Below are 26,681 nucleotides of genomic sequence, written 5' to 3'. Positions count from 1 at the left end.
TTTGCATTTCGTTCCTTTTTCGCTCTTACTAATTACTTTCACTATGAGGCTAAACTTTACACTACTTGTACTCTTTCTTACTGTTTCGACAGCTATTTCAAAAGGCGCGGAGAAGATCACCGCCCATCGCACCGCTCCTGCTTTAAGCGGTAAATCAGGCAAAGGCAGCAATACGGAGAATAACCCGGCGACAGCGGATGTCCGCAAGCCTGTTACACTGACGCTGAACAACTCGGTAGCAATTACGAAGCAGTACGATGGAACTGCAGTTGTTACGTTAAAACCGGAGAACTACGTCCTGAACGGCCTTGAGGAGGCAGATAAGGGCAAAGTGTCTGTATCAGGGACTGCGTCATTTAATGACGCGAACGCAGGCAGCAACAAAACTGTCACCGTAACCAACCTTGTCCTCTCGGGATCTTCCAAAGATTTCTATTCTCTCACAACTGTCAGCGCTACCACTACAGGAACTATTACCCGGGCGATCCTAACGGTCGCTGCTGACGACAAGCAAAGCTGCCAGGGAACGATACCAGCTCTCTCAGGCACATACAGAGGTTTTGTCGGCACGGAGACAGAGGCGAACCTCACTTCGCGGCCGGCGTTCAGCACTACCGCCACTGCCAGTTCCAAAGCAGGGACGTATCCCATCACCGCCGCTGGCGGAAGCTCGCCTAATTACACCTTTAATTTCGTCAGAGGCACACTTACACTGAAAGCAGGTCCCGCTATCAGTATAAAAAGCGACAGAGGGTTAGGGATCAGTCGTGGTGAGTCAGTTAAACTGACTGCAACCAGTGCTTCGGGCAGTACGTTTAGCTGGAGTGATGCTCCCGGATTCCAGTCTGTAAGAAACACGGCAACAGTACAAGTACGCCCGGCGGAAACAACAACCTACACGGTAACAGCAACCGGACCAGAAGGCTGCCCGTCAACAGCCAGCGTCACGATCACTGTTCTCGATGATTACAAGACCATCAATGCAAGAAACATCCTGACTCCGAATAACGATGGCAAGAATGACACCTGGTTAGTGGAGAACATAGATGTTTATCCCAATAACGAGGTGACCGTCTACGACCGCGGCGGACGAGTTGTATATAATAAAAAGAGCTATGATAACAGCTGGGACGGGACCTATCAGGGAACCCCGCTTACCCAGGGCACTTATTATTATGTAATTGACTTTGGCGACGGACTTGGCAAATTCAAGGGATACGTGACACTTCTTCGCCGATAAAAGGTCTTCCATCAAAAAAACAGCAGCATTAACTAAGAACTTCTTAAAATGATTACCAAACGCTCCTTTCTTCGCCTGGCGGGCTCTGTTTTCCTATTGCTCGGCTTCGCGGAAACTACAAATGCTCAGCTAATGCCTTTCGGGGCATCCTATTATCATAACAGATATCAGATCAATCCGGCCTACGCAGGGCTGCAGAGCGGCCTTGACCTTGCCTTCGGGTACAGACAGCAATGGAGCGGCATTCCCGGCTCCCCTAAACTCCAATACCTGACGGGCAGCTACGCCCTCGGAAAGAATACAGGCATTGGCCTTAACCTGAGCAATGAAAAAGCCGGACTACTGGCAGGAACACGCGGTATGGCATCCTTTGCCTATCACCTGCCGCTGGGCGGCAATGATCAAAAGCTGAGCCTCGGCGCCTCGGCAGGCTTTAAAAACGAACGCGTGGACAGAAGCTTGATCAACGGCGATCCAACGGATGCAGGATACGATCTCTATAACGGAAATAAAAACACCATGGATGGCGATATCGGCCTGGCCTTCACCAGCAAAGGGTTAACCATCGATGGTGCAGTACTTAATCTGAGACAGCGTTTCGACAAGGACCAGAGTGATTATGCTGATCAGTCTACATTCTACTCCGCCATCAGCTACAAGGTCAACCTCGCCGGAGAAAACGGCCAGACGGCTGTAGAGCCGAGGTTTGCATTCAGGGGAGTAAAAGGAAGCGATAACATTTGGGATGCGGGACTTAATGTTGCCTTTGCACAGCAGACCGTAGAACTCATGTCTGTTTACCACAGCTCAAAGAGCGTCACGTTCGGGCTAAACGTAAACTACAACGCGTTTTCCTTCCTTGGCATCTATACCGCCGAAACTTCCAAACTACGCAACAATACAAACGGAAGCTTCGAAATCGGCATAAGAGCCAGAGTATTATAGAACGGCAAGATCCAGTCAGTCAACTTAATTTAAAATAGAAAAGACGGGGCAATGCCAGCGCTATTAATAGCCAGACCACAGCTCCTGTCGTACCTGATATAACCAGTATGAAAAAGTCAATTTCACTTTTTTGCATCCTTTCCATTATAACATTGAAAACGTTTGGGCAGGACCAGGAAACTACCCGCCCTAAAGTCTTCGGCGGAACCGCTCAATACCGCACATGGGCGGTGAGCGTACACGCCGGCACCCTGGCTCCTTCTGCCGCGATAGGAGGAAGCAACGACTTCAGCAATTCCAACATCGGGCTGGGATACGGAGCCAGCGTACGGAAGCAGCTGTCGCATATCTTCGGCGTTGAAGCTGTGTTTTTAAGAGGCAAGGTCTCTGCTGACAACAAAGACAAGCCGCTTCTTTTCAAGCAAAGAAGTTTTGAATCTGAAATAGGATGGACAGCCAGCCTGCAGGCTGTTCTGAATGTTGCTACCATTGACATCCTGAGGAGAGAAAACAATCTTAACTTTTTCCTCAAAGCCGGGGCAGGATACACGGGCTATGCTGCATCCGTTGTTGATGAAAACAACCGTGTAATAGACATGAAAGGCAAGTCGGGCAAAAATGGCAACAGGACTTATGCTCACAATCCGGTATTTCCTGTTGGAACAGGAATGAAGTTCCGCCTTACTCCCCGCCTGAACTTTGATCTCGCCTATACAATCTATTTCCTTGATGCTGATGATCTGGATGGAGTCATTGCTGCAGGAGTGTCAAATCCGGACAGGTGGGGCTACGCCAACATGGGACTAGAACTGGCAATTGGCTCCTCTCAGAAACATGACCTGACCTGGGAAAACCCGGCCGCTCTCATGTATGATGAATTAAAAGACCCGACATTGAGACAGGAAGCAGAAGCGTTGAAGGAGCGCGTTGACCAGGCAGAGAAAGAAGTAAGTAAGCTAAATGGCGACAGTGACGGAGATGGAGTATCTGATAAATTCGACAAATGTCCGTCTACTCCTCCCCAAACGGTAGTTGACGGGGCAGGCTGCCCTATCAAGATCGACTAAACATACCCAGAGAGCCGCCCCGCTTTTAGCTTGCGGCTCTCTGTATCTGAAACCTTATGACTGAACCGTCTGTTACAAGACTGAAAGATGAAAATATACAGTTTCAGATTTACCCAGTTGATCCCTGCATCTCTTGAAGAGACCTGGGACTTTTTTTCCTCCCCGTTTAATTTAGCCCGCATAACTCCCTCGCTGGGCTTTGTCATAACAAGTGCCCTGGAACAGAATCAGAAAATGTATCCGGGAATCCTCATTTCTTACACGGTATCACCTTTGCTCGGGATTAAAATAAAGTGGCTGACTGAAATTACGCACATCAGGGAAATGGAGTACTTCGTTGATGAGCAACGTTTTGGCCCCTTTGCCTTCTGGCATCACCAGCATCATTTCCACCCAACGCCCGACGGGATCTTCATGGAGGACATCCTAAACTACGCAATCCCCTATGGGGTGATCGGCCGGCTGGCTAACAGCCTAATGGTTCAAAACAAAGTACTGGAGATATTTAAGGCCAGGGAGCGATTGATCAGGGAAATATTCCCTGACGGGGTCTAAACCAAAGGACGGTACCTGCTGCCCTGCATCACACCCCGTCTTTCAAGCTCCTTATCAATATACGACTGAATTCCCGATTTCTTGAGGCCCCACTCGGGCGCTATCAACAGGTCATAGTCGGAGATCCCGAAAAGCCGCTGAATGATAATATCCGGCCGCAACAGCGGGATAAACTCCGAAAGAAAGTCGGTGTACTCCTCCAGCGAAAAAAGCTTAAAGGGATTTCGTTTATACTGCACTCCCATGATCGAGCCCTCCACGATATACAACTGGTGGAGCTTTACAAATTTGATCTGCGGAAAGCGGTTGATCTCATCGGCATAACGCAGCATCATCTCCCGTGTTTCCCAGGGAAATCCAAATACGGTATGCACACAGATATCGAGCGGCGAATCTTTTACCAGATCCATCGCCTGTATTAGTTCCTGATGACTGCACCCCCGGTTAATACGCTGAAGGGTATCATCATATATAGACTCCATGCCCATTTCCAGATCCACGTCGAGCCCCCGCTCAACGTAGCTCTCAAGAAGCGCCACTTTTTCGGCATCAATACAATCAGGGCGCGTGCCGACAGAAAGCCCCACGACGTCTGAAGGACAGATACTGAGTGCTTCGTCGTACATCATCTTGAGATAATGAACGGGAGCATAGGTGTTGGTGTTCGGTTGAAAATAGATTATGAACTTTTCAGCAGCATATCCCTTAACGGCCCGTTCTATCCCCTTCTCTATCTGCTCGCGGATAGTGGGCATTTTCCGGGAGGTTTCTGGCGTGAAAGAGTCAACATTACAGTAAGCGCAGCCTCCATACCCTTTGCTGCCGTCTCTGTTTGGACATGTAAAGCCGCCGTCAACTATGATCTTAAATACCCTTACGCCCTCATACTTCCCCTTAAGGTAGGCCCCATAATTGTTATAAGTCTTATATCCAAAGTCTACGTTCATCTTCTTTCACCAAAAAATTTAAAGCTTAATGCTATTTCCAGAAAGTCCTGAGGTATCTGCAACGGGGAACAAAGATACTGAATACAAAACTTTTAAACGATTTTGGACTTAACTTGGATGTTGTAACTTTGGAATCACGGAAAAACCGGGGATCCCACTCACGATGGCAGCAGGCGCTGCCAAAATGTACTTTTATATGCTGAGAATTTATTACAAAAAGGACAGGAGACTGGCGAAAGAAAGTGATCTGGACGCACTGCGGGACATCCCGATGGACAGTATGATCTGGGTGGACCTTCAGAACCCGACAGTCGAAGAGAAAGTCACCGTCGAGACCTACTTTGACATCAAGTATTCGTCAGAAGAAGAGTCTCAGGAGATCGAAAGCTCTTCACGCTTCAGTGAAGTAGAGGATGAACTGGTCATTAACTCTAATTTTCTTTCCATGAGGCCTAATGGCTTCGTCTACTGCCCCGTATCTGTAATTCTAGAGAAGGGTATCTTATTCACCTACCGCGACGACGATCTGAAGACCTTTAGTGAGTCTGTAAAACGTATCAAGGCAAGCCCCGGATCATTTACAAACGGTTATCAGATCCTGCTTACGCTGCTGGAGACCTCCATTGATCACGACGCTGACCTTATAGAAGGGCTGGCCCGCCATATAGCGGAACTTAACCAGCAGCTCGTTCTGCGGAACAAACGCTCAGACGAGGAGATCCTCATCCAGATCAGCTCCTTTCAGAACGAGACCATGTCTCTGCGCGAAAACATTATTGACAAGCAAAGACTGATCTCGGCCCTGATGAAGAGCAGCAGTTTCCCTGAAGACTACAAGGCAGTCCTGCGTATCATGATCCGCGACATCAGCTCGATCCTTGAGCATAACAAGTTCGCATTTGAGCGGCTCGAATATCTCCAGGATACCTTTATGGGCTTTGTCAACATTGAGCAGAACCGGATCATCAAAATATTCACTGTCGCTACCGTTGCCTTCATGCCCCCTACCCTGATCGCCAGTGTCTATGGCATGAACTTCAAAACGATGCCCGAACTAAACTGGCAGTGGGGCTACGTCTTTGCCATATTGCTCATGATCCTGTCGTCAGCCTTTACACTGATCTATTTCAAGAAGAAAAACTGGCTGTAAGCAGAAGATCACACTATAGTCTTTAAACCATTTCCGGCAGCAGACGTTCATCCTGCAGAGCCCTCCGCATTTCGGGGCAAATGCAGATATAAACGACGAACAAAAATGAAGTGGAATATTGGCTGCTCCGGCTTTCATTACAAACACTGGAAAGGAACGTTCTATCCCGAAGAGCTTCCGCAATCCAGGTGGTTTCAGCATTACTGTACCTTCTTCAACACCATCGAACTGAATGTCACGTTCTACCGCTTCCCGCGCGCGCACGTTCTTCGGAACTGGTATCAAAAGAGCCCGGCCAACTTCTTTTTCGCTGTTAAAGCACCGCGGGCTATCACCCACTTTAAGCAGTTTACCGGAACAGCATCAATGATGTCGGATTTCTATCAGGCATCTATAGAGGGGCTGGGAGAAAAACTGGGATGCTTTCTGTTTCAGCTGCCGCCACGTCTCCCCTATTCTGAGGCCCGCCTCGAAAAGATACTCCTGAGCCTGAATAAGGACTACAAAAATGTGCTTGAGTTCAGGCATCCCAGCTGGTGGAATCCCGAGGTATACCAAAAACTATCCTTGCATGGGGTGAGCTTCTGTGGCATGAGCCACCCCTCGCTGCCCGCAGATCTCGTGGTGAACGCCCCACTGGTTTATTACCGCCTGCATGGCGCAGAAGGCCTCTATCCGTCCAGCTATAGCGACGAGCAGCTAAGTAGTCTAGCTCAGATGGTACAGGCCAGTCCGGAAGCAGACAGCTGTTATATCTACTTCAATAACGATGTGAACAGCTATGCCGCCTACAATGCACAGCGCCTGACTGAGATTATAAAGGAGCTGGAGTTGAAACAATAAAAGGGACTGCGAAACGCACTTCAGGCGGTCGCCTTCATGAGGCCTGAAATAAATTTAGACATCCATCCTGTCTGCGTCAGACGCAGGAATAATGCAATAGATACAACCGCACATAAGATGCCGGCGAGCACATCCACCAGGTAATGATGACTGGAGTACACCGCCGCAAACCAGATTCCGACCATGATGCACGCAAACAAAACGTTGAGGTATCTCATCCGGCTCTTCATGCTATAGAAGAGGACAATAACAGGGTACGATGAGTGCAGTGAAGGCATAGCTGCAAATACGTTTGAACTCTTCGCATAAATAGACTTAAAAACAGAAACGCCAAAGAAACTGTCAAAGCGCGAAAGCCCTGCTGTATTGCCCGGCGTTTGAGGGTGGAACTCAAATCCATAAAGCTGCACATACCAGGGCGGCGCAGCGGGATGCAGGTAATAGATAACAAAGCCAACCAGGTTCACCAGCAGGAAGGTGAGCGAAAAATAGAAAAAATAAAGCCGGTTCTTAAAGAACAGATAAACTGCAAACGCCAGTGGCACCGGCACCCAGGTCAGATAGAAAATACCGCTCATCACGTCGAGGAATGAGTTGGAATGAACCTTCAGAAACTCATTGGGCGTAAGCACCGTCCCTTTATAGGGGATCCCAAAGAGCCCCTTTTCGAGATTGTAGATATGGGCGATGTCGACCTCATGGTACCAGTAATTCGGAAAGGCCTTCATGTAGTCGAATATGATCCAATAAACAATGAAGATGGAGAACCCTAGAATAAGCCGGCGGGTGTCTCTGGTAGCATAGTACAAGGTGTTGAACAGCAGCACGAGCACGAGCTGCTCAGTTTTATACCCGATCAACAGATAGGAGAGCAGCTGATATCCAATTGATAACAGAGATACTAGGATGATATTTTTTCCAGGCAATATAACGTGTTGTGTTTTGGTGGTCGCAGGCATTTTATTTCTTGGAGAAGTTTGTTTTAAATATGCCGTCCCAAAGTGATGAACTGACCCCGTAGCCCTTGGTCTCGTCAGAATAGTGATGGAGCATATGGTGCTTCTTTAGCTTTTTCCAGAAGCCGTTCTTAAAGTTATAATGATGAAGAGCATAGTGGGTCATATCATACAGCAAATATCCTGTCAGGAATCCTGCGAAGAAGGCATAAAGATAGTACGCTGGCATCACAGCCCGGAACAGGAGATAAAATAAAACCGCCAGGGGTATACTGGCAGAAGGAGGCATAACAAGGCGTTTCGCATCATTAGGATAGTCGTGATGAACCCCGTGAAAGATGAAGTGTATCCGCTTTCCCCACTCAGAGGTCGGATGAAAATGAAACACAAAACGGTGCAGCACGTACTCGATCAGGCTCCATACTAACAGGCCGCCCACCAGTGCGCCCGCAAAATGCACGGCAGTCATACCGGCTTTCTCCAGTCCGAGCCAGGCCAGATAAGCGATCACTGGCAGGTATACAATAAGAGGTACATAAAACGGAACCTTGGACAGGCTTTCCAGCAAATCACTCCTGAACATTCGCTGCGACTCTGGAGAGTTCGATACAAAATTCTTTTTCATGGCAATGTATTTTTTAGACTTTCATTCTTTCGGTCACCTCGTCACCGGTAGTGGCGTCGGTACCCCTCAGCTCAACATACTTTACGTTCGGCACCCAGAAGGATCCGCCCTCAATGTGGACATATATCCGGTTTAAGATGATCTGCTTCTTGTTGACGGTCGCGTAGACGCGATATTGGTTCGACTTATCCTTCATCAGATACAGAGGAAACTTACCGTATGACACAAATTTCAGCTCATACTTATCATTACCCAGCGGCCTGCTGTTGATGCCATATGCAAACTTGCGCTGGATGAAGTTTAAGTCGCTTCGCTGCCCCTTTTCAGCGTATCTGATCCAGAAAACGTTCACCGGGCTGTCCTTGTCAAGCTCGCCCTTTCCGTCAGTATTCAGCTGGCAGATGATGGTATTTGTATTCGGGTCCCTTTGCAGATAGAATAGCTGATTGCTGATTCCTTTGGGAGTCGGGAAGACTATCGGCTTTTGCTGATCGGAAACTGTGCCTGCGGCAAGCGCAGGACTAAGCCCTGAAAGGGCTACAAAGAGGACAAAAAGTGAGGCTCTTTTTCCCGTAGCGGTGATGGCAGCAACGGCAGCCTCCCGATCCTTCTGATCCAGCGCTTTCTTCGAATCCATCAGCCTTTTGTACGCCGTAATGTTTGTCAGTACCGCCATGACCGTAATAGGAAGGGTGAATATCGACATCGTCTCAAAAACATGGAAAGGAATGCCAGGCACGTACAATTTATAGTCTCCTCCGATATAGTAGGAGGTAATTCCGCATGCAATGGCACTGATGCTGATTAAAACAACGCGCTCAGGCCTCTGCATAAATCCGCCTTTACATTCAATTCCCAAGCCTTCTGCCCGGGCACGCGTATAGCTTACCATCATGGATCCGATCAGCGCAATAAATGCGAAAAGAGAGCTAAGGAAATAGTGATGGGCTACCAGGTAGTAACATACGCCCAGGAACATGATCGACTCACTGTACCGGTCCAGCACAGAATCGTACATTGCGCCGAAGGTCGATTTCATATTGCCAAGCCGGGCAACCTGGCCGTCGAGCATATCGAAGACCCCGGCAAATAAGATCAGGGCGCCAGCCCATCCCACAAAAGTAAAATCACCACGGTTTCCTTTCTCGCCACCTGCAATAAATATAGCAGCAACCCCAATGTTTAGCAGAAGTCCCGTAGTGGTGACCGCATTGGGAGTAAAGCCGATCTTTATAAGGAACCTGACAAAAGGGTTGATAACCTTATAGATGCCTTGTTGAAGCGCATTCCTTATAGCAGTAAATGACATATCTTGTTTGTTAAATTGTTATTATCTCAGTGCAAAGGTAACGTTAGAAATCAAATTTTACACGTGCTCTTACTCCCCATTCTGCAACGTCGGGATGATCGAGATAGGTAAACCGCTTAACAAGATCGACGCGGAAGAGCTTGAAAATATTAGCAATCCCTACGCTTCCCTCCATATAGGGCTGCTTTTCAAGTGTATAAGTAGAGCGGATCCCGTCGTCATTCGTCGGAAACTGCAACAGATCAGGATGCTGATAAGGATCGTTCTCATTTCTAACCCCGCCATAAAGCCCCTTAAATGAAACCACTTCCCGCAGCTTCAGTTTGCGTATCAGCGGAATTTTATTGAAGAAAAAGCCATTGAAGCTATGATCTATATTGATACTGGCGTAATGATCGCTCACAAACTCAAGAAAATTCATCAGGTTATACGAGTTCAGCTGATACGCATAGGTCTGGTTTGCCCGGTGAATAGCCAGGAGTGCAAATGGCGCCTGCCCGAATATATATCCTCCTTCTACAGTCATATCCGTATAGCCAAGCTGCGATAAATAAAAGCGCTTCTGAATGTTACCTGTCAGGTTCTGATAATTATACTCTCCGCCGAGCAGTCCCTTGATACCCTGCGTATACCGCAAGGTAAAAATCGGATCAGGCCCAAAGATCGGCGTACGGTAGATCTTGCCCTGATAGAACTTTTCGTTAGGGGCGTACCGCAACTCAAGGCTAAGCTCTGAAGTGTTAACATTTCTGACAGGACTAAGCACATTATCCTCCCATTTCTGGTAGCGCAGCCCTCCAGCAGGAGTCTGCTTCCACTTTTTAAAGCCTACACTATAGGAGAAGTGATTTTCATATTCGTGAACATAGTCAAGACGCCAGAGATCATTGTACAGCCACCTGTCATTCTCTCCCCTTTTAAAGGAAAGCAAAAAGTTGTCTTCCTGCACAAACTGAAGTTCCTGCCCAGGAATCTTCGTGTCACGCTGGAAGCTGGTCCTCAGATAGTGCTGCGGAAACGCATAAATTGATTTATTGTTAATGGAATAGGTAGCACTTCCAAAATACTTCCACTTATCATCCCGGGTCCCATAAGCAGCATAGGTCTCAAAGTAATACCGTTTGCTTAACTCAGGAGTGGTACGCCCGCCAAGTCTTAATCGCAGGCCTTCCACAGGATTAAAGCTGTAAAAAGTATTTGCCGGCCCCACCTCAAACGGCCCGAACGACTTATAGCCTGCAAACAGGAACGTCACCAGCTCCATCGTCCGCTTAAAGGAACGCATGTTCTGAAGACTGTCGATATTCCTATAGATACTTACCTCGGAAGACGACAATTGCTCGTGCCGGTTCTGTACCCAAAAGCCGTCCTGTTTTTCTGCAGGTGAAGTAGCAACCACCACCGGCGCCCCCTGATAGACACTGTCAGGCCCGGGCTGATTCAGCTTGTAATCCTTGAACGATACCGTCCGTTCCCCAAATACTCCCGTCCCCTTGTTCTTGCTGATACCAAAGTTGATATTCAGGGTACTCTTGCTCAGGTGATAGTGCCCGTCTATGTCGTTCTTTTCAAACTCAAGCTTGCTCTCAAATTGCCTTACAAAGTTCAGATTGATATTCTTATGGACCGTTAGGTAGGCACTCTCCACGGCATAAGTCCCGTCAAGGGAAACGTATAGCTTCCCCTGAAACAGCATATCCCCCTTGTTCCTCGGCGCAAAACTCAGCTCCACGAATTTCGCGTCCCCACGCTTTACCGTATCGGTTATGAAGTACATATAAAACATCGGGGCGTTATTCGAGATCGGACTCAGGAACTGGTTACTCACCACCGCGATGTTGTTATCATAAATGTCGATATCCTGATACATGCGGTTCATATACGCACTCACCCCCTGCTGGTCAATATACTTGGGATCAAAATCCACCTTCTTCTTTGCCAGCACGATTGTCTTATTCTTCTCGGGACTCTTCCTGTAATAGTTCTTCGACAGGGTTTCTTCCATATACAACGGCATGATAGTAGCGCCGCCAATAGCAGAAGAATCCTGCTGTTTGAACAGGAACTGGTAGTTCTTAAATACCTTCTTATTACGAAACTTGTCAGTAATGTCACTTAACGAAAAAGAAAGCTTTTCATACTTTTCGTATTCGGCATACGAATAGCTTTCAATCCTGTTCTTCGACTTATTTTCAATGACCTTCTCGATCAGCTCAACGGCAGGGTTATTTTTGTTGCGGTACTTCTTCCTCCGCCCCGACTTTACAACAACCTCGTTGAGAACCTTCGAAGTCGGCTGTAACTGGACGTTGAGGACCTGATCCTGCCCTGCCACGATATTCTTAATAACAGAGTTATAGCCTACATAAGTAAAACTTACCCTGGTATATGCTCCTGGTATCTTTATGGAGAACTTGCCATCCGCGTCAGTACGGGTACCCAGGCTTGTCCCCGGAATAGTTACACTGACATACGGCAGGGTCTCCTTCGTCTTCACGTCTGTCACTACACCCCTCACAGAGGTCTGGGCGGCTGACAAAATTGATAAAAAAGTCAGTGCTAAAAGCAAAACTGACTTAACTGCCTTATAAAATCTATCTATTTTCACGACTGCTTAAATACAAAGTAATTTTGTAAGAAGTAGTTATAACTAAACCCAACCACCAGCGAAACAACTACCTTACTTATAATATAATTTATCTCCAGGAAATGAGTTAAAGCGAACACCCCCGATGTATTAAGGGCGATGCTTCCTCCCCACACCATTATATATCGTATTCCCTGAACATAGACCTTTTTGTCCCTTGAGTTGAACACCCAGTTTCTACCGAGATAGAAATTGGTGATGCCTCCGCACACGTTGCCCGCAATATTTGCGGCCACGTACCAAACATGAAAAAGCTCTACACTGACTAATGTAGTTAAAAAGTCAACAATCGTACCAGAAAGAGATGCGACCTGCGCTTTTAAAAACTTAAGCATGTTTTTTAAAACAAATTGTATGCTACTGCAATTTGCAGAAGAATATTGGTATAAATTGCTGCCAGAACGTCATCCATCATGACGCCGACACCACCCGGCAAACGCTCCATCCGTCTAATGAACAGAGGCTTTACGATGTCGAAAAATCTGAATAGGATAAATCCCGCTATAACGTAGGGAACTTTAACCGGCAAAAAGAGTACGCTGATCCACATCCCGGCGATCTCATCGATCACCACCCGGTAATTATCCTTGCCCCAAAACGGCTCTACCTTATAAGAAGAGAGAGTACCTGCACCTATTAGTGCTATCGTAATAATGACAGAGGTAGTAATACTAAAAGTATTTCCACCGGTTTGGCAAAGGATGATCAGAAGAGCAGCAAAGGCAGCCGCTACCGACCCGCCGCCTTTTCTGATATAGCCTATTCCCAGACCGGTGGAAATTAATTTATACATAAATTCCTATTACTGTATGGAATCTACGAGGTCCTGATAATAATCAAGGCCAAGGTGAGTGATCAAATCCTCTCCCATCATATGACGGAGGGTATTCTGCAACTTCATCAACTGCTTGAAGATGTCATGCTCCGGTCTCAGACCTTCTGCTGTTTGAGGCGACTTCAGGTAGAATGACAGCCATTCCTGAATTCCTGTCATTCCAGCGCGTTTTGCCAGGTCGGTGAACAACGCAAGATCCAGTGCTACAGGAGCTGCCAGGATTGAATCGCGGCAAAGGAAGTTGATCTTGATCTGCATAGGGTAACCTAACCATCCGAAAATGTCGATGTTATCCCAGCTTTCCTTATTATCACCGTGAGGAGGATAGTAGTTGATACGCACCTTGTGATACAGTTCGCTGTAAAGATCAGGATTTGCATCCGGACGGAAGATCTCATCGAGTACGCTCAGTTTGGATACCTCTTTTGTTTTGAAGTTTTCAGGATCATCTAGTACTAAACCGTCTCTGTTACCAAGAATGTTGGTTGAGAACCAGCCGCGAACACCAAGTGCTCTGGCACTTAGCCCAGGTGCAAGAATAGTCTTCATCAAAGTCTGCCCTGTTTTGAAATCCTTACCAGCAATTGGGTTACCGGTTTCTTTTGCCAGTTCCACAATAGCAGGAATATCAACAGTCAGGTTAGGAGCACCGTTAACATATGGAACATCTTCTTTCAAAGCCGCGTAAGCATAGATCATACTTGGCGAAATGTGCTCATCATTATTTTCGAGACCAGCTTCAAAAGCCTCTATTGACTCATGAACAGCGCTCTGCTTCATGTAGATCTCAGTGGAGCCACACCATACCATCACGGCACGGCTGCATCCGTTCTTAGCCTTGAAGTTTCTGATGTCTTCACGCACCTGCTCAGCAAGATCCTTCTTCGTAGTGAAAGTCTTGATATTGGTGCCGTCCAGATTCTTCACGTAACGCTTGTCGAAAGCAGCTTTCATCGGTACCAAAGCCTCAAGTTCAGGTCTGATTGAGTTAAGCAGACCGGCCTCAAGAACTTTAGCCTTCATTGCAGCTTCGTACACGTTATCCGCATATACGTCCCAGCCACCGAAAACAACATCATTAAGATCGGCCAAAGGAACGAAGTCTTTAATCTTAGGATACCTGTCTTCGGTTCTTTTGCCTAAACGAATATTTCCCATCTGTGTAAGTGATCCGATAGGCTTTGCGAGGCCTTTTCTCACCGCTTCCACTCCGGCAATTAAGGTAGTTGCAACAGCACCAAGCCCGGGGATCAGGATCCCCAGCTTACCTTCAGCAGGTTCTACATATTCTTTCATTTTTGTTTATTTTAATTGTGTGAAATTTATTGTCTTTTGATCGGATCGCCGGCACGACAGCTCCCAACACGGAGTTACGGCGGCTCATCTTCTCTTTATAAGCTATTTGTCAAGTCTGTTGGTCCGGGCGGTCATACCAACTCCATCGGGTAATAAAAGCGGTCACCCCGCTTCTAAGAATCCATGCGGGCCATTGTCCAATTTCTATATGGACTTCTCTAAAATCCGGTACTTCTTGTATAACTCGCCGTTAATCTGTTCGATCGCCTTGTTCATCAGATGGTTATCTTCCAGCATCCAGGAACACTCCGCTCCCTTTATATTGTGGGTCAGAGCGTTCTTGATGATCATGCCGTACAGACAGGCTTCTATTCCAAGCTTCCTGTATCCTTCGTTTACACCAAGTAAAAGCACTCTAAGCTCGTTGATCTTCTTCATTCCCGTCAGAAGTTTGAATATTCCGAACGGAAGCAGCCTGCCCCGTTTTATCTTGATCAGGATCTGGTTGATATTCGGTATACCCAGGGCCATTCCCACAACTTTGCCTTCCTGTTCGGCAATCAGACAGAAGTCGGGATTGAGGATCAGTTTCAGATCTTTGGCCATGTGGTCAAACTCTTCATTCGTCATAGGAACAAACCCAAGGTTCTTGTCCCAGGCAGAGTTATATAGTTCCCGGACCCTTTCCACGTCTTGCTTGAAATTCTTCATGTTGATCGTTCTGATCACGATGTTATTTCGCTTAAGACGTTCCTGAAGAGTAGCCAGCAGCCTTACCGATCTGTCGTTGTGCTTATCGTATGAAACATAATAGGCAAACAGATCCACCTTCTTTCTGAAACCCGCTCCTTCCAGCAAGGTGAGGTAGTAGGGAGAATTATAGGGCATCATTGCCATAGGAGGCAGTTCAAATCCCTGTATCAGTAAGCCGCAGGTTTCATTAGTAGAAAAGTTAACCGGCCCGATGCAGGTCTCTGCTCCCTGTTCCCTGAGCCATGACGTTACCGCGCCGGTCAGAAGGGAAGCAGTCTCAGCATCGTTAATGCAATCGAAGAAACCAAAAAAGCCGTCATTTGCATGATTGAACTCATTATGGTTCCTGTTCAGAATGGCAGCAATGCGGCCAATGATCTTACCGTCGTCATAGGCCAGAAAAAGCTGAACCTTTGAGTGGTTATGAAATGGATTCTTTCCCGGAGTGAGGAGATCACGCTGTGCTATAAAAAGTTCCGGAACGTAGTTCGGATCATTTTTATAAAGATCATGTGGAAAATCGATAAAGTTTTTAAGATCCTTACTCCCACTGATCGGCTTTACCTGCTTCATCTATACTATTTAAAAGCAAAAACTTCCACTTTACGAAAAGCGGCCGCAAGCTTGTCAACGGCTTCTTCAATCTGCTCAAATGTATGAGTAGACATGAGAGAAAAACGTAACAGCGAGGAATCTGAAGGAACTGCAGGAGACACAACCGGGTTCACAAACACACCGTTTTCCTGCAGCAGGTTCGTTACCTGGAAAGTCTTGTCGTTATCCCTGATATAGATCGGCAAAATAGGGCTCTCGGTAGCTCCCAGATCGAAGCCTGCATCAAGCAGCAACTTCTTGGCATAATTCGTATTATCCCAAAGCTTGTCAATGATCTGAGGCTCTTCCTCAATGATATCAAGAGCAGCCAGTACACTGGCCACAGAAGCCGGCGTCATGCTTGCACTGAACAGAAGAGAACGCGCGCGGTGCTTAATGTAGTCAATTGTAACTTCGTCTGCTGCAATAAAACCGCCTAAAGATGCAAGCGATTTACTAAACGTTCCCATGATAAGGTCCACGTCATCCGTCAGGTTGAAATGAGAAGCCGTACCTGCACCGTTAAGACCGATCACACCAAGACTATGCGCGTCATCAACAAAGATATTTGCACCAAACTCGTTAGCCAGATCCACAATCTCAGGAAGTTTCACGATGTCACCTTCCATGCTGAAGATCCCATCAACCGCTATTACCTTCGCTGCTTCCTCCGGAAGAAGGCTTAATTTAGCACGAAGGTCTTCCATATCGTTGTGCGCGTACTTAATTGTACGGGAGAAAGACAAACGGCTTCCGTCGATTATAGAAGCGTGATTGTATTCATCAAGGATGAGATAATCATTACGATTCGTAATGCACGACAGAACGCCCAGGTTGACCTGAAAGCCTGTACTGAAGATTACCGCAGATTCTTTTCCAACGTATTGTGCAAGACGTCTTTCAAGCTCTAGATGGATATCTAATGTTCCATTCAAAAACCTTGAACCTGCACATCCGGTACCATACTTATCAATTGCCTTCTTTGATGCTTCCTTAATTTTTGGGTGGCTGGTCAATCCGAGATACGAATTTGACCCAAACATTAGAACTTCCCTGCCGTTTATAAACACCTTCGTATCCTGACCTGATTCAATCGGTCTAAAGTAAGGATACATCCCCTTTCTCTTAATCTCTGAGGCCTCCGTGAAAGCGAGGACTCTATCTTGTAATTTTTTACGCATTAAGGTGAAGTTAATTTTTTGTAAAAGTAAAATTCATTTACCTGAATATCTGCTTTTTTTTGGTATTTTTTTTGTCTTTTTTTTGACCAAATATCTGAAAAAGTCGAAAACTTCGCCAACTAAAAAACCAGAAAAATAACTAAAGGATAAAGAATTTACTTTCAATTAAATTATTTCACTTATTATGCAGTAAAAAAGTATGTAACAAAATTTTTTCCTACTAAATTCCGGGGCCTTTTATCCAGTCGCTTAGCAGCGGGCCGTCCTTCCCAAAGACCGGATCCAGCACCGGCAGAGGCACCCTCTCTATATTGGCAATGGCCCTCTCCCGTTCTCCTTCCCGACCCTCATTCATGTCATAGCTCTGCCCTTCCGGATAGGCTCCAACACACAGGAAGTCATCACTCGCTTTCAGCCTCTTATGGGCTACACCTGCTGGTATGATCACCACGTCTCCCCTGCTTAGCTCTACGCATACCCCGTCAGGGCCCCCTAACTGTACATCTGCAGTTCCACAGAAAATGCCCAGCACTTCATGAGCAGTGCTATGATAATGATGATAGTCGTAAATACCATTCTTCCAGCCGTTCGTCCAGCCGTTTCTTGCGAAAATATCAAGGATATGCTCAGCCTCATCGTCAGGATGAAGAAAAACAGCCCCCTTGTATACCAGTAAGGGAAGTACAGGGTTGTTCGGAAAAAGGCCGTCGTCTTCCAGGATCTGACGAACCACATGTCCGTGTATCACTTCTGATTTCTCATTCATAAGGATTCTTTTCAATACTTAACAACGAAAGCAGATTACGGATTTGAATAACTGCAAAAGGCAACACGCCCCATCCCGAAACAAATCCCGCGGCGAAATAGTTTATATAATGACAACCTTATTTTTTACTTAAACGACTAAGGATGAAGATAGCTTGTATTTCAACTTACCTTCCACGGGAATGTGGAATTGCAACCTTTAATCACAACCTGATTCAGGCAATTAAGTCAAACCTGCAGGGCGAGGACAGCCGCGACGAGACTTTCGTGATCGCCATGAACGAATCGGATGATCGCCGGCAGTACAGCTACCCTGAGGAAGTCCGGTTCATCATCCGGCAGGAGCGTCAAAGCGACTACCTTGAGGCGGCCGCATTCATCAATCAGAGCGGCGCTGACGCGTGTATTATAGAGCATGAATTCGGAATTTATGGCGGAGAAAGCGGAACGTACCTCTTGTCGCTCATCCACGGACTGAAGGTGCCGGTGATCACCGTACTCCACACCGTCCTGCGCGACCCCGACTACATCCAGAAGCTGATCACACGGGAGATAGCAAAGCATTCTGCAGCGGTTGTAGTGATGAGCAAACGCGCCATCGACTTCCTTAGCCGTATATATGAGATCCCGGAAGATAAGATACAGCTGATAGAGCACGGCGTACCCGACCTGGAAGCGCCGCAACTCAATCCGGTTCTCCAGACGAGCCCGTTAAAGGGCAAAAAGGTCTTGTTTACCTTCGGACTGATCAGCAGAAATAAAGGACTCGAGACGGTGATCAGGGCACTCCCGGCTATCACGCAGGAGCACCCCGACGTGAACTACGTCGTTCTCGGCAACACTCATCCCGGAGTCTTAAAGAACGACGGCGAAGAGTACCGGGAGTCGCTGATCCAGCTTGCCAAAGACCTGGGAGTAGAGCAGCACCTGCATTTCGTTAACAAGTTCGTATCGGAGGAAGACCTGATCGGCTACCTGGCGGCCTGCACGCTCTACGTGACGCCCTATCTCAACGAGGCGCAGATCACCAGCGGCACGCTGTCGTATGCCGTAGGCGCCGGAGCGGCTGTCCTCTCTACGCCGTACTGGCACGCTCAGGAATTGCTTGACGATAACCGGGGCCGGCTATTCAACTTTAAGGATCATCAATCGCTCGCGGCTATCGCAATTGAACTGCTCAACAGCGATGCCAAGCTTTTGAAATTACGACAGAACGCATATCGCTACGGGCTCCGGCTCCGCTGGCCGAAGATCGGCGCGCAATATCTGCGCTTACTCAGAGAAGCAGTCGAAAGCAGAGATCTTTATCAGACCGACCGGACAAAAACGCCGTCACAGGAACCGATTCCCTCCTTTAGCCTCAGCCATATTGCCCGCCTTACTGACCAGGTAGGCCTCATACAACACGCCAAATACGGCATTCCCAACCGCAAGGAGGGGTATTGCCTCGATGACAATGCGCGGGCGCTGATCCTGATGCTCATGGCCCACCAGCAGGAAGCCGGTCCCGAAGCTGCAGACCTCTTCCCCGTCTACCTCAGCTATATCCATTACATGCAGCGGGACGACGGATACTTCCGCAACTTCCTTAGCTTCAGCCATAACTACCTGGATGAGAAAGGCTCTGAAGACTCCTTTGGACGGGCCATATGGGCGCTTGGCTTCCTGATCCACGCCGCACCGAACAACTCCTACCGTGAATTTGGAAGAGAGCTCTTTGAAAGCGCCACTCCCCACTTCCGGGATCTCAAGTATATCCGCGGGGCAGCCAACACGCTGATCGGCCTGTCCTACTACATGAAATCAAACCCTTCCGACGAAAAGATGATGCAGGAGCTGCAGCGACTTGCCGCCGTCATTTGCGATACCTATCATGAGGACAGAAAAACAGGATGGAACTGGTTTGAAGACGAACTGACATACGACAACGCCATTCTGCCGCTCTCACTGTTCCATGCTGCTGAGGTGACAGGCGACGAACACGTACTTCGTACCGCACAAAAGGCGATGGCTTTTCTGGAAGATGTCACCATGGACGACGATTGCTTCGCCCCTGTTGGTAACGAGGGCTGGTTTCTGAAAGGAAAACTTAAGCCGCGCTTCGATCAGCAGCCGATTGAAACCATGGCCATGATCCTGATGTACGGGCAGGCCTACCACCTGACAAAAGACCCGGAAATCTTGCGAAAAATGATGACCTGCTACCAATGGTTCCATGGCCTCAACCACCTGCGGATCCCCCTTTACGATCCCGAGACCAAGGGATGTTGCGACGGACTGCAGGCCGGCAAGCTCAATAGAAATCAGGGAGCTGAAAGTACCCTGGCCTATCTCATCTCTCACCTGGCAGTTCTAAAGGTACGCGACGAAAGGCCAAAGGACTCAAACCTCGGGGAACTTCAGCCCAAAGGCCGTCTCAGCAAGTTAGAAAGCTAGTTAGATCTCTCACTGGCGGCTCCTGTTCCTGCCGCCAGCCAATGAATACGTTGCAATGAAAATAGCTGTCCTTTCTCCGGTAGCATGGAGGACCCCGCCCCGTCACTACGGCCCCTGGGAACAGGTCGCCTATAATCTCACCGAAGAGCTCGTCAAAGCGGGGCTTGAGGTTACCCTCTTTGCCACAGGCGACTCTCAGACCAGTGCCCATCTCGATGCCGTGATCGAGATGGGATATGAAGAAGACAGAAATCAGGACGCCAAAGTGCTGGAATGCCTGCACATCAGCAACCTGATGGAGAAAGCCCGGAACTTTGATATCATTCACAACCACTTCGACTTTCTTCCGCTTACTTGGTCCCGTTTAATAAGTACCCCTATCGTCACCACAATCCATGGCTTCTCATCGCCCAGAATCATCCCGGTGTATAAAAAATATAATGACACCTGTCATTACGTATCGATCAGCAATTCAGACCGTGCCCCCGAACTCGACTATATAGCCACTGTCTACAATGGCCTCAATGTGGAAAGCTTCAGCTTTAGCGACAGCCACGAGGATTACCTGCTGTATTTCGGGAGGATCCATCACGATAAGGGAACCGCAGAGGCCATCGAGATCGCCGAAAGCTGCGGAAAAAAACTGATCATCGCTGGTATCATTCAGGACGAGGCTTATTTCAACACCCGTGTAAAACCTCACCTCAACGAGCAGATCACCTTCATCGGCGCTGCCGGCCCTGCCATGCGAAACTCATTGATGAGCAAGGCCCTTGCCCTGCTCCATCCCATCAATTTTGAAGAGCCCTTTGGTATGAGCGTTGCCGAAGCCATGTTATGTGGCACTCCGGTAGTAGCCTTCAACAAGGGGTCTATGCCTGAACTGATCAAAGACAGGAAGACCGGCTTTCTGGTTCACAACATTGCCGAAGCTGTCGAAGCGGTTAAACAACTCACATACGTAAGTCGCGAAGCCTGCCATACATGGGCCGCGTCCATGTTCTCGGCAGAAAAAATGGCTAAGGATTATATGGAGGTTTACAGCCAGATACTTGGGGGAAAGCACTAGGCTTTCCCGTCACTCTTCAGCTTATCGATCAGAGCCCTTACATCCACCATAGCAAACGATGAGGAATAATCCGACAAGCCATAGGGAATGATCAGTTTCCCGTTATTGATGATCGAGCCGCATGAGTACACCACATTGGGTACATATCCTTCCCGCTCATCAGGATTGGGCACGAGCAAAGGCTCCCTGAGCCGCCCGATCTCCCGGCTGGGGTTGTCGAGATCCAGAAGGCTCGCACCGAGACAATACCTCCTCATCGGCCCCACTCCGTGAGTGATCACCAGCCATCCGTCCTCGGTCTCAATGGGCGAGCCACAGTTACCCATCTGCACGAACTCCCAGCAATACTTTGGCTTCTGAAGCAGGATCGGCTCTTGCCATACGGTAATGTTTTTCGAGTACATGATGTAATTATTCTGCCCGTCAATCCTCGACATCATCACATAATTGCCGTTCACCTTCCGCGGAAACAAGGCCAGATTCTTATTCTGCGCCCCGTTGCCAAAAAGAGGCTTTATTTTAAAGTCGTAAAAGTCGCTTGTCTCCAGCAGTTTGGGCATGATCATCGTCCCGTCAAAAGCAGTATAGGTAGCATAATACCTTACATGTCCGTCATCCTCAGTGAACTTCACAAAACGGGCATCTTCAATCCCCTTGCGCTCCAGCTCAGAGAATGGAAAAATAACGCGGTCAGTAATATCGGTATCAAGGGAAAACACCATCTCGTAATAAGAATCAGACAGCCACAACAGCTTCTCATACTGCAGCTTCTTGTATTCATCATCTTCAAGCTGCTGCACCTCCATGATCAATTTTCGCAGGGTAGAATATTCAAAATGTTCATCCAGCCGCTTCTCGATCTCTGTCAGCACCTCCCGGTCTATCAGAGAAGCTGCTGCCTTCTCAAAAAAGAGCTCTTTGTTATACCGTGCGTTTCTTATGACTTCCGCTTCATCAATATAATTACCTACCGGGATCACATGGATGTTATTATGCTTATCGATCAGCGCTTTCCTGAACACGATGGAGGAAATATGTCCTTCGCCCACAGCCCGGAAGCTAATGATGAGCCTTTTTTCCCCTTCCTCCAGGTCGGTTTGGTCGGGGTCCTCCACGATGGAGGGATTAAAAAACGCAGCCGACTCGATGGAGTACTCGTGTGTAAAATAAGAGCCGATCAGCAGGCGCCGGTAGGGCTTTACCTCGTCGTAGTCTATAGCAAGTTCATCAAACAGGTGCTTTAACTTGTTACAATGCCGGTGAAGCAAACGCGTTATATTGCGATGCCGCTTCGAATATTCCTGCAAAATGGGAGACACAATTCCAAAGATGTTCTCCTCCTCAATTGCCATCACCCGTTGGATCACTTCTTTAGCCCGCTCCTCCCCATTAAAAAAAACCTTGCTATCACCCGCTTAGAATCGGGATATACTTTAACCGGTACTCGTTCAATAGGAATTCTCATGTGCAAAAAGTATTAATTAAACCACACTAAGTTAGCATCATTGCTAATTGAATAACAAGAAGTAAACAACGTTTTTAACACATCGTTTACACCTGCCCACCTGTCACTCAGTCCGCGCTAAAAAGAGATATAATAACAGGAGCTCCTGCTTGATTTGATTGCAGCAATCTCTTATATTTGATTCTGGCAAGGCTGTTTTTCAGTTGTTCGCCAAAGCGATACCTTTACATCGATTCAGATTTGTTTCAGCGATACTTCCAGTGCGGGGTGAGTCCGGGTTGAGTGCGGGTCACCTCCGGATTTCACGGCTAAAATCCGCAGTCAGTCCGCACTCACCCCTTAGCCATCCCTCACCAAAAGCGAACAAGAAATATAGTTGAAAAGAACCTGTATATAACCCGCACAGGCCTGATGAGATCTGCCCGGCGGTCACCGCGCCGCCAATAATACCCAGTCATGGTAAAGCGCTTTAAAAAACTTAAAGTACATTTGTCATATACTTGTTGCAATCATGAACGTACTGATCGTTGAAGACGAAAAAGGACTGGCTCTCGAAATAGATGAATTCCTGAGCAAGGAAGGATACCTCACGGAGCACGCCAGGAAGAAGGCAAGTGCCGGCGAGAAGATATTCGTGAACACCTATGACTTTATCCTTCTCGACCTGGGCCTTCCGGATGGGAACGGGCTGGACCTGCTGAAAGAACTGAAAGAAATGCCGGGGAGGGAAGATGCCGTGATCATACTGACGGCGCGCGACGCGGTTGAAGACCGGGTAGAGGGACTGGAGCACGGGGCAGATGATTATCTGCCCAAGCCATTTGCTCTCTCTGAGCTGCTGGCCAGAATGCATGCTATTACACGCCGGAAGCACAACCTTAAGAAAAACCAGATCAACATCCATGGCTTCGTACTGGACATTGAGAACCGGACAGTTTGTTATGATAACAACCGGATCAGCCTTACCAACAAGGAATTTGAGATCCTCTACTATCTGACGCTCAACAAAAACCGGGTCATTCCCAGAACTACCCTTACCGAGCACGTCTGGGGCGACATCCTTGAAATCAACTCCGATTCTAATTTCGTCAACGTCCACATTAAAAACCTGAGAAAGAAACTGGCTCAATACGCGGAGGTAGACTGGCTTGAAACAGTAAGGAGCATAGGCTACCGCATTAACCTCTGATCCTATGAGGCTTCAAATAAAACTGATCCTGTACAACCTGATCATCAAGGTTGCCATCATCGTCCTGCTGGCCGCCGTGATCGTGATCTTTCTCGACAAGATTTCGCTTGGCCATCTCAAACAGCGCATCCTTGACAAACAGGAGAAGCTCATTAAGAACATTTCCAAAAACGAGATCACAGAGCTATTAGAAGCGGAAAAAACCTTCACCGATTACAACATTCTGAAGGAGGAATACATCATCCTGAGTAAGACCGGCCCTGTCAGGATCAGGAACGGGAGGAGCGAGCGCTTTGTCACCAGCACAAGGGAAATAGAAGGCCATGAGGGAGAATATCTGATCCTGGTGAGCCACTTTAAGTACGGAAAAGACTACTACCGGCTCGAAATAGGGGAAACCGTTTCAGCGATGAAACAGCTAAAAACCACCATCCTTCTGCTCACGCTGATCGCGCTTGTTCTGTCGGCCATTATCACGTTCCTGACCGACTACGCCTTCACCAGCTACCTGCTTTCGCCTTTCTATAAGATCATCGAACAGAAGATCAACAAGGTAGATGAGCCCACTGAGTTTGACTACCAGCCGGTCAGAACCACAACCTATGACTTCAGGCACCTTGACGAGAGCATCAACGGCCTGATGAGAAAAATAACCCAGCAGTTCCTCACGCAAAAGCAATTCATCTCAAATGTTTCGCATGAGCTGCTCACGCCTGTTTCGGTTATTAGCACCCGGCTGGAGAACATGCTGGCGGAGGAAAACATCAGTGAAGCCAGCGAGTCGAAGATCATCGCATCTCTAAAGACCCTGAACCGGCTCCGCTCCATTGTGCACAGCCTCCTGCTGATCTCTAAAATAGAGAACAATCAATACCAAAAAACAGATCGTGTGAACATCAGAGAGGTGCTGGAGGAGGTGAAGGAAGACCTCGAAGACCGTTTCGTGTTAAAAGACATTCACTTTGTGAACGAGCTGAAAGAGGAGTTCATCTTCCCTGGCAACAAAGCGCTGATGCATACGCTGTTTGTCAACATCGTAAACAATGGCATCAAGTATAACAGGCAGGAAGGAAGTATAAAGGTGAGCGACCATGTTTCACGGGGAATATACGAGGTTGTAATTGAGGATGAGGGAATTGGCATGAGTACAGACATGATATCAAAGGCATTTAACCGCTTCGAAAAATTAAGTTCAAGAGAAAGTGACAGTCACGGTCTGGGCCTCGCCATCGTTAAAAGTATCGCCGTATTCCATAACATCAGTGTCGACATCACCTCTGAAGTCAATCACGGAACGAGAGTTACGGTAGGCATTCCGATTGAGGTATGAAACAAGAGCTTTTCTCTCTCAGCCCTTCATTCTGCTGCGTTTGATGAGGTAAGCCTGGAGGATCTGCGAGAAACCGCTCGCTATGTCTGCATCAACCAGGTCGATATGGTACTGCGCGCAACGCAGCTGCAGCTCATGCCTGAACGCTTCCATCGCTTTAATGTATTGATCTTTTATCTGCGAGGGCTGAACTTTCAGCGTTTGCCCGGTTTCCATATCAATAAACTGATACGGTCTGTTTTCAAAATCAAACTGAATTTCATGGCGGTGATCGAGCACGTTAAAGAGCACCACCTCGTGCTTATTGTGGCGAAGATGCTGCAGCGCACTGAAAAGCGCCGGCGCGCCGCCTGCTTGGTCAGCAGATTCCAGTGCATCGGTGAAGATGATCACCATGGAGCGCTTATGCAGGATCTCTGATAGTTCATGCAGCGTCTGGCTCAGGGCCGTGCCTGCCTGACGGCCATCCTGCTTCATCACATTCTCAAGCTGGCCAAACAGAAATTTTTGATGGGCGACAGTAGACCTTGCCGGAGAGGTAAACGTCATCTTCTCATCGAAGCAGGTTAAGCCGAACGCATCGCGCTGCTTTTTGAGCAAATGGATCAGAGAAGCGGCAGAACACGCGGAGAAGATGAGCTTGTTAAAGTTTTCCCTGGGGTAGTACATGGATGAAGAAATATCGAGCACCAGCTGGCAACGCAGGTTGGTCTCCTCTTCAAAGCGCTTCACAAACATCTTGTTTGTCCGCCCGTATAATTTCCAGTCGATATCCTTTACCGAGTCGCCGCTGTTATAAAGCCGGTGCTCAGCAAACTCAACTGAAAAACCATGAAAGGGACTCTTATGCAGCCCGGTAATGAAGCCCTCCACCACCTGACGGGCCAGCAGATCGAGATTAATGGAGCCGCTGTCGCCGACGAAGTCGCCCGATAAAAAGTCCTTATCCATATTCTCCTGGGTTGTATATAAAAAAGCCGTTCATGAGCTGGGCACTCAAACGGGGATGAAAGATGCTTGAAGGTTCTTCCTGGCCCTTCAATAACCAATAGACTTTCAAGAAAAAAACCGGCGAGAAGCCGGTTTTTTTATTTCATTTTACCTGATTAAGGTTAAGCGAGCTGCTTTGCAAGCTTGTCGTTGAGTACTGACTTTGGAACAGCGCCGATCTGCTTATCTACGATCTCTCCGTTCTTGAAGAACAGAAGAGCTGGGATGTTGCGGATTCCGAACTTCATAGAAACACCCGGGTTATGATCCACATTTACCTTACCAACAACCGCCTGCCCTTCATATTCCTTTGATAATTCTTCAACAACAGGACCGACCATGCGACAGGGGCCGCACCATTCTGCCCAAAAGTCAACCAAAACAGGTTTGTCTGATTTCAGCACCACTTCTTCGAAGTTTGCGTCTGTTATTTCTATAGCCATTTTAAAATATTTTACAAGAGTTGAAAATCAAATTTAACTATACAATAATCT

At 47.7% G+C, this 26,681-nt stretch carries 23 protein-coding genes and 1 pseudogene; 10 read left to right on the top strand and 14 right to left on the bottom strand.

Annotated features, from left to right (window positions below; all coding sequences use genetic code 11):
* The first annotated feature begins 43 nt into the window (after positions 1–43).
* The 4 genes from ACES2C_RS09630 to ACES2C_RS09615 all read left to right on the top strand — a co-directional run bounded on the left by ACES2C_RS09630 (position 44) and on the right by ACES2C_RS09615 (position 3,807).
* Positions 44–1,240 (top strand): gliding motility-associated C-terminal domain-containing protein, encoded by a 1,197-nt coding sequence (locus ACES2C_RS09630; protein WP_374166728.1) that lies wholly within the window; start codon positions 44–46, stop codon positions 1,238–1,240.
* A gap of 48 nt (positions 1,241–1,288) precedes the next feature.
* A complete protein-coding gene (locus ACES2C_RS09625) occupies positions 1,289–2,185 on the top strand; it encodes a PorP/SprF family type IX secretion system membrane protein (protein ID WP_374166727.1) in 897 nt (298 codons plus the stop codon).
* A 107-nt stretch (positions 2,186–2,292) separates the two neighbouring features.
* Positions 2,293–3,252 (top strand): outer membrane beta-barrel protein, encoded by a 960-nt coding sequence (locus ACES2C_RS09620; RefSeq protein ID WP_374166726.1) that lies wholly within the window; start codon positions 2,293–2,295, stop codon positions 3,250–3,252.
* An 87-nt stretch (positions 3,253–3,339) separates the two neighbouring features.
* Positions 3,340–3,807 (top strand): hypothetical protein, encoded by a 468-nt coding sequence (locus ACES2C_RS09615; RefSeq protein ID WP_374166725.1) that lies wholly within the window; start codon positions 3,340–3,342, stop codon positions 3,805–3,807.
* Here ACES2C_RS09615 and ACES2C_RS09610 read toward each other — a convergent pair.
* Positions 3,804–4,754 carry a TIGR01212 family radical SAM protein gene (locus tag ACES2C_RS09610; protein WP_374166724.1) on the bottom strand — a complete coding sequence of 317 codons (951 nt, stop codon included), beginning with the start codon at positions 4,752–4,754 and terminating at the stop codon, positions 3,804–3,806. The genes ACES2C_RS09615 and ACES2C_RS09610 overlap by 4 nt on opposite strands.
* A 196-nt stretch (positions 4,755–4,950) precedes the next feature.
* Here ACES2C_RS09610 and corA point away from each other — a divergent pair, with 196 nt between their 5' ends.
* Together corA and ACES2C_RS09600 are read left to right on the top strand one after the other, a co-directional pair.
* Complete coding sequence (gene corA / locus ACES2C_RS09605) at positions 4,951–5,904, top strand: magnesium/cobalt transporter CorA (RefSeq protein ID WP_374166723.1); 954 nt, start codon at positions 4,951–4,953, stop codon at positions 5,902–5,904.
* 105 nt (positions 5,905–6,009) lie between these two features.
* Positions 6,010–6,747 (top strand): DUF72 domain-containing protein, encoded by a 738-nt coding sequence (locus ACES2C_RS09600; protein ID WP_374166722.1) that lies wholly within the window; start codon positions 6,010–6,012, stop codon positions 6,745–6,747.
* Positions 6,748–6,767: 20 nt separating this feature from the next.
* On the opposite strand, the gene ACES2C_RS09595 is transcribed toward ACES2C_RS09600, so the two are convergent.
* The 10 genes from ACES2C_RS09595 to ACES2C_RS09550 all read right to left on the bottom strand — a co-directional run bounded on the left by ACES2C_RS09595 (position 6,768) and on the right by ACES2C_RS09550 (position 17,709).
* Positions 6,768–7,673, bottom strand: coding sequence for a phosphatase PAP2 family protein (locus ACES2C_RS09595; RefSeq protein WP_374166721.1), 906 nt, complete (start codon positions 7,671–7,673; stop codon positions 6,768–6,770).
* Between the two features lie 34 nt (positions 7,674–7,707).
* On the bottom strand, positions 7,708–8,328 hold the full coding sequence (locus tag ACES2C_RS09590) for a sterol desaturase family protein (RefSeq protein WP_374166720.1): 621 nt from the start codon (positions 8,326–8,328) through the stop codon (positions 7,708–7,710).
* Between the two features lie 13 nt (positions 8,329–8,341).
* Positions 8,342–9,637: a DUF4833 domain-containing protein gene (locus tag ACES2C_RS09585; RefSeq protein WP_374166719.1), complete on the bottom strand. Its 1,296-nt coding sequence runs from the start codon at positions 9,635–9,637 to the stop codon at positions 8,342–8,344.
* Positions 9,638–9,680: 43 nt separating this feature from the next.
* Positions 9,681–12,245, bottom strand: a complete 2,565-nt coding sequence (locus ACES2C_RS09580) for a DUF5686 family protein (RefSeq protein WP_374166718.1) — start codon at positions 12,243–12,245, stop codon at positions 9,681–9,683.
* Entirely contained in the window at positions 12,242–12,619 is a 378-nt protein-coding gene (locus tag ACES2C_RS09575) for a GtrA family protein (protein ID WP_374166717.1), read from the bottom strand. The genes ACES2C_RS09580 and ACES2C_RS09575 overlap by 4 nt, the downstream gene beginning before the upstream one ends.
* Positions 12,620–12,624: 5 nt before the next feature.
* Complete coding sequence (locus tag ACES2C_RS09570; RefSeq protein WP_374166716.1) at positions 12,625–13,077, bottom strand: phosphatidylglycerophosphatase A; 453 nt, start codon at positions 13,075–13,077, stop codon at positions 12,625–12,627.
* Positions 13,078–13,086: 9 nt separating this feature from the next.
* Positions 13,087–14,415 carry an inositol-3-phosphate synthase gene (locus tag ACES2C_RS09565; protein WP_374166715.1) on the bottom strand — a complete coding sequence of 443 codons (1,329 nt, stop codon included), beginning with the start codon at positions 14,413–14,415 and terminating at the stop codon, positions 13,087–13,089.
* A 204-nt stretch (positions 14,416–14,619) separates the two neighbouring features.
* On the bottom strand, positions 14,620–15,741 hold the full coding sequence (locus ACES2C_RS09560) for a hypothetical protein (protein WP_374166714.1): 1,122 nt from the start codon (positions 15,739–15,741) through the stop codon (positions 14,620–14,622).
* Positions 15,742–15,746: 5 nt separating this feature from the next.
* Positions 15,747–16,943: an aminotransferase class I/II-fold pyridoxal phosphate-dependent enzyme gene (locus ACES2C_RS09555; RefSeq protein WP_374166713.1), complete on the bottom strand. Its 1,197-nt coding sequence runs from the start codon at positions 16,941–16,943 to the stop codon at positions 15,747–15,749.
* 220 nt (positions 16,944–17,163) lie between these two features.
* A complete protein-coding gene (locus ACES2C_RS09550; RefSeq protein WP_374166712.1) occupies positions 17,164–17,709 on the bottom strand; it encodes a hypothetical protein in 546 nt (181 codons plus the stop codon).
* Between the two features lie 143 nt (positions 17,710–17,852).
* On the opposite strand from ACES2C_RS09550, the gene ACES2C_RS09545 reads away from it, so the two are divergent.
* Together ACES2C_RS09545 and ACES2C_RS09540 are read left to right on the top strand one after the other, a co-directional pair.
* Positions 17,853–20,144, top strand: coding sequence for a glycosyltransferase (locus ACES2C_RS09545; protein ID WP_374166711.1), 2,292 nt, complete (start codon positions 17,853–17,855; stop codon positions 20,142–20,144).
* Between the two features lie 55 nt (positions 20,145–20,199).
* On the top strand, positions 20,200–21,213 hold the full coding sequence (locus tag ACES2C_RS09540) for a glycosyltransferase family 4 protein (protein WP_374166710.1): 1,014 nt from the start codon (positions 20,200–20,202) through the stop codon (positions 21,211–21,213).
* Here ACES2C_RS09540 and ACES2C_RS09535 read toward each other — a convergent pair.
* Positions 21,210–22,678 (bottom strand): annotated as a pseudogene (locus tag ACES2C_RS09535) (glycoside hydrolase family 130 protein). The gene ACES2C_RS09540 and the pseudogene ACES2C_RS09535 sit on opposite strands and share 4 nt — an antisense overlap.
* Positions 22,679–23,189: 511 nt before the next feature.
* Here ACES2C_RS09535 and ACES2C_RS09530 point away from each other — a divergent pair.
* Entirely contained in the window at positions 23,190–23,867 is a 678-nt protein-coding gene (locus tag ACES2C_RS09530; protein ID WP_374166709.1) for a response regulator transcription factor, read from the top strand.
* Positions 23,868–23,871: 4 nt separating this feature from the next.
* Positions 23,872–25,197: a sensor histidine kinase gene (locus tag ACES2C_RS09525; protein ID WP_374166708.1), complete on the top strand. Its 1,326-nt coding sequence runs from the start codon at positions 23,872–23,874 to the stop codon at positions 25,195–25,197.
* Positions 25,198–25,215: 18 nt separating this feature from the next.
* Here the strand turns inward: ACES2C_RS09525 and ACES2C_RS09520 are convergent, their stop codons facing one another.
* Both ACES2C_RS09520 and trxA read right to left on the bottom strand, forming a co-directional pair.
* Entirely contained in the window at positions 25,216–26,148 is a 933-nt protein-coding gene (locus ACES2C_RS09520) for a DUF58 domain-containing protein (RefSeq protein ID WP_374166707.1), read from the bottom strand.
* 161 nt (positions 26,149–26,309) lie between these two features.
* The gene (gene trxA, locus ACES2C_RS09515) at positions 26,310–26,630 is read right to left on the bottom strand and encodes a thioredoxin (RefSeq protein ID WP_374166706.1); all 321 of its coding nucleotides are present in this window, start codon (positions 26,628–26,630) and stop codon (positions 26,310–26,312) included.
* Positions 26,631–26,681 lie beyond the last annotated feature (51 nt).

The sequence above is a fragment of the Arcticibacter sp. MXS-1 genome, from assembly GCF_041902385.1.
Lineage (GTDB): Bacteria > Bacteroidota > Bacteroidia > Sphingobacteriales > Sphingobacteriaceae > Arcticibacter.
The sequence above is the reverse complement of the archived record's forward strand: the minus strand, read 5'-3'. Positions and strand labels throughout refer to the sequence as shown.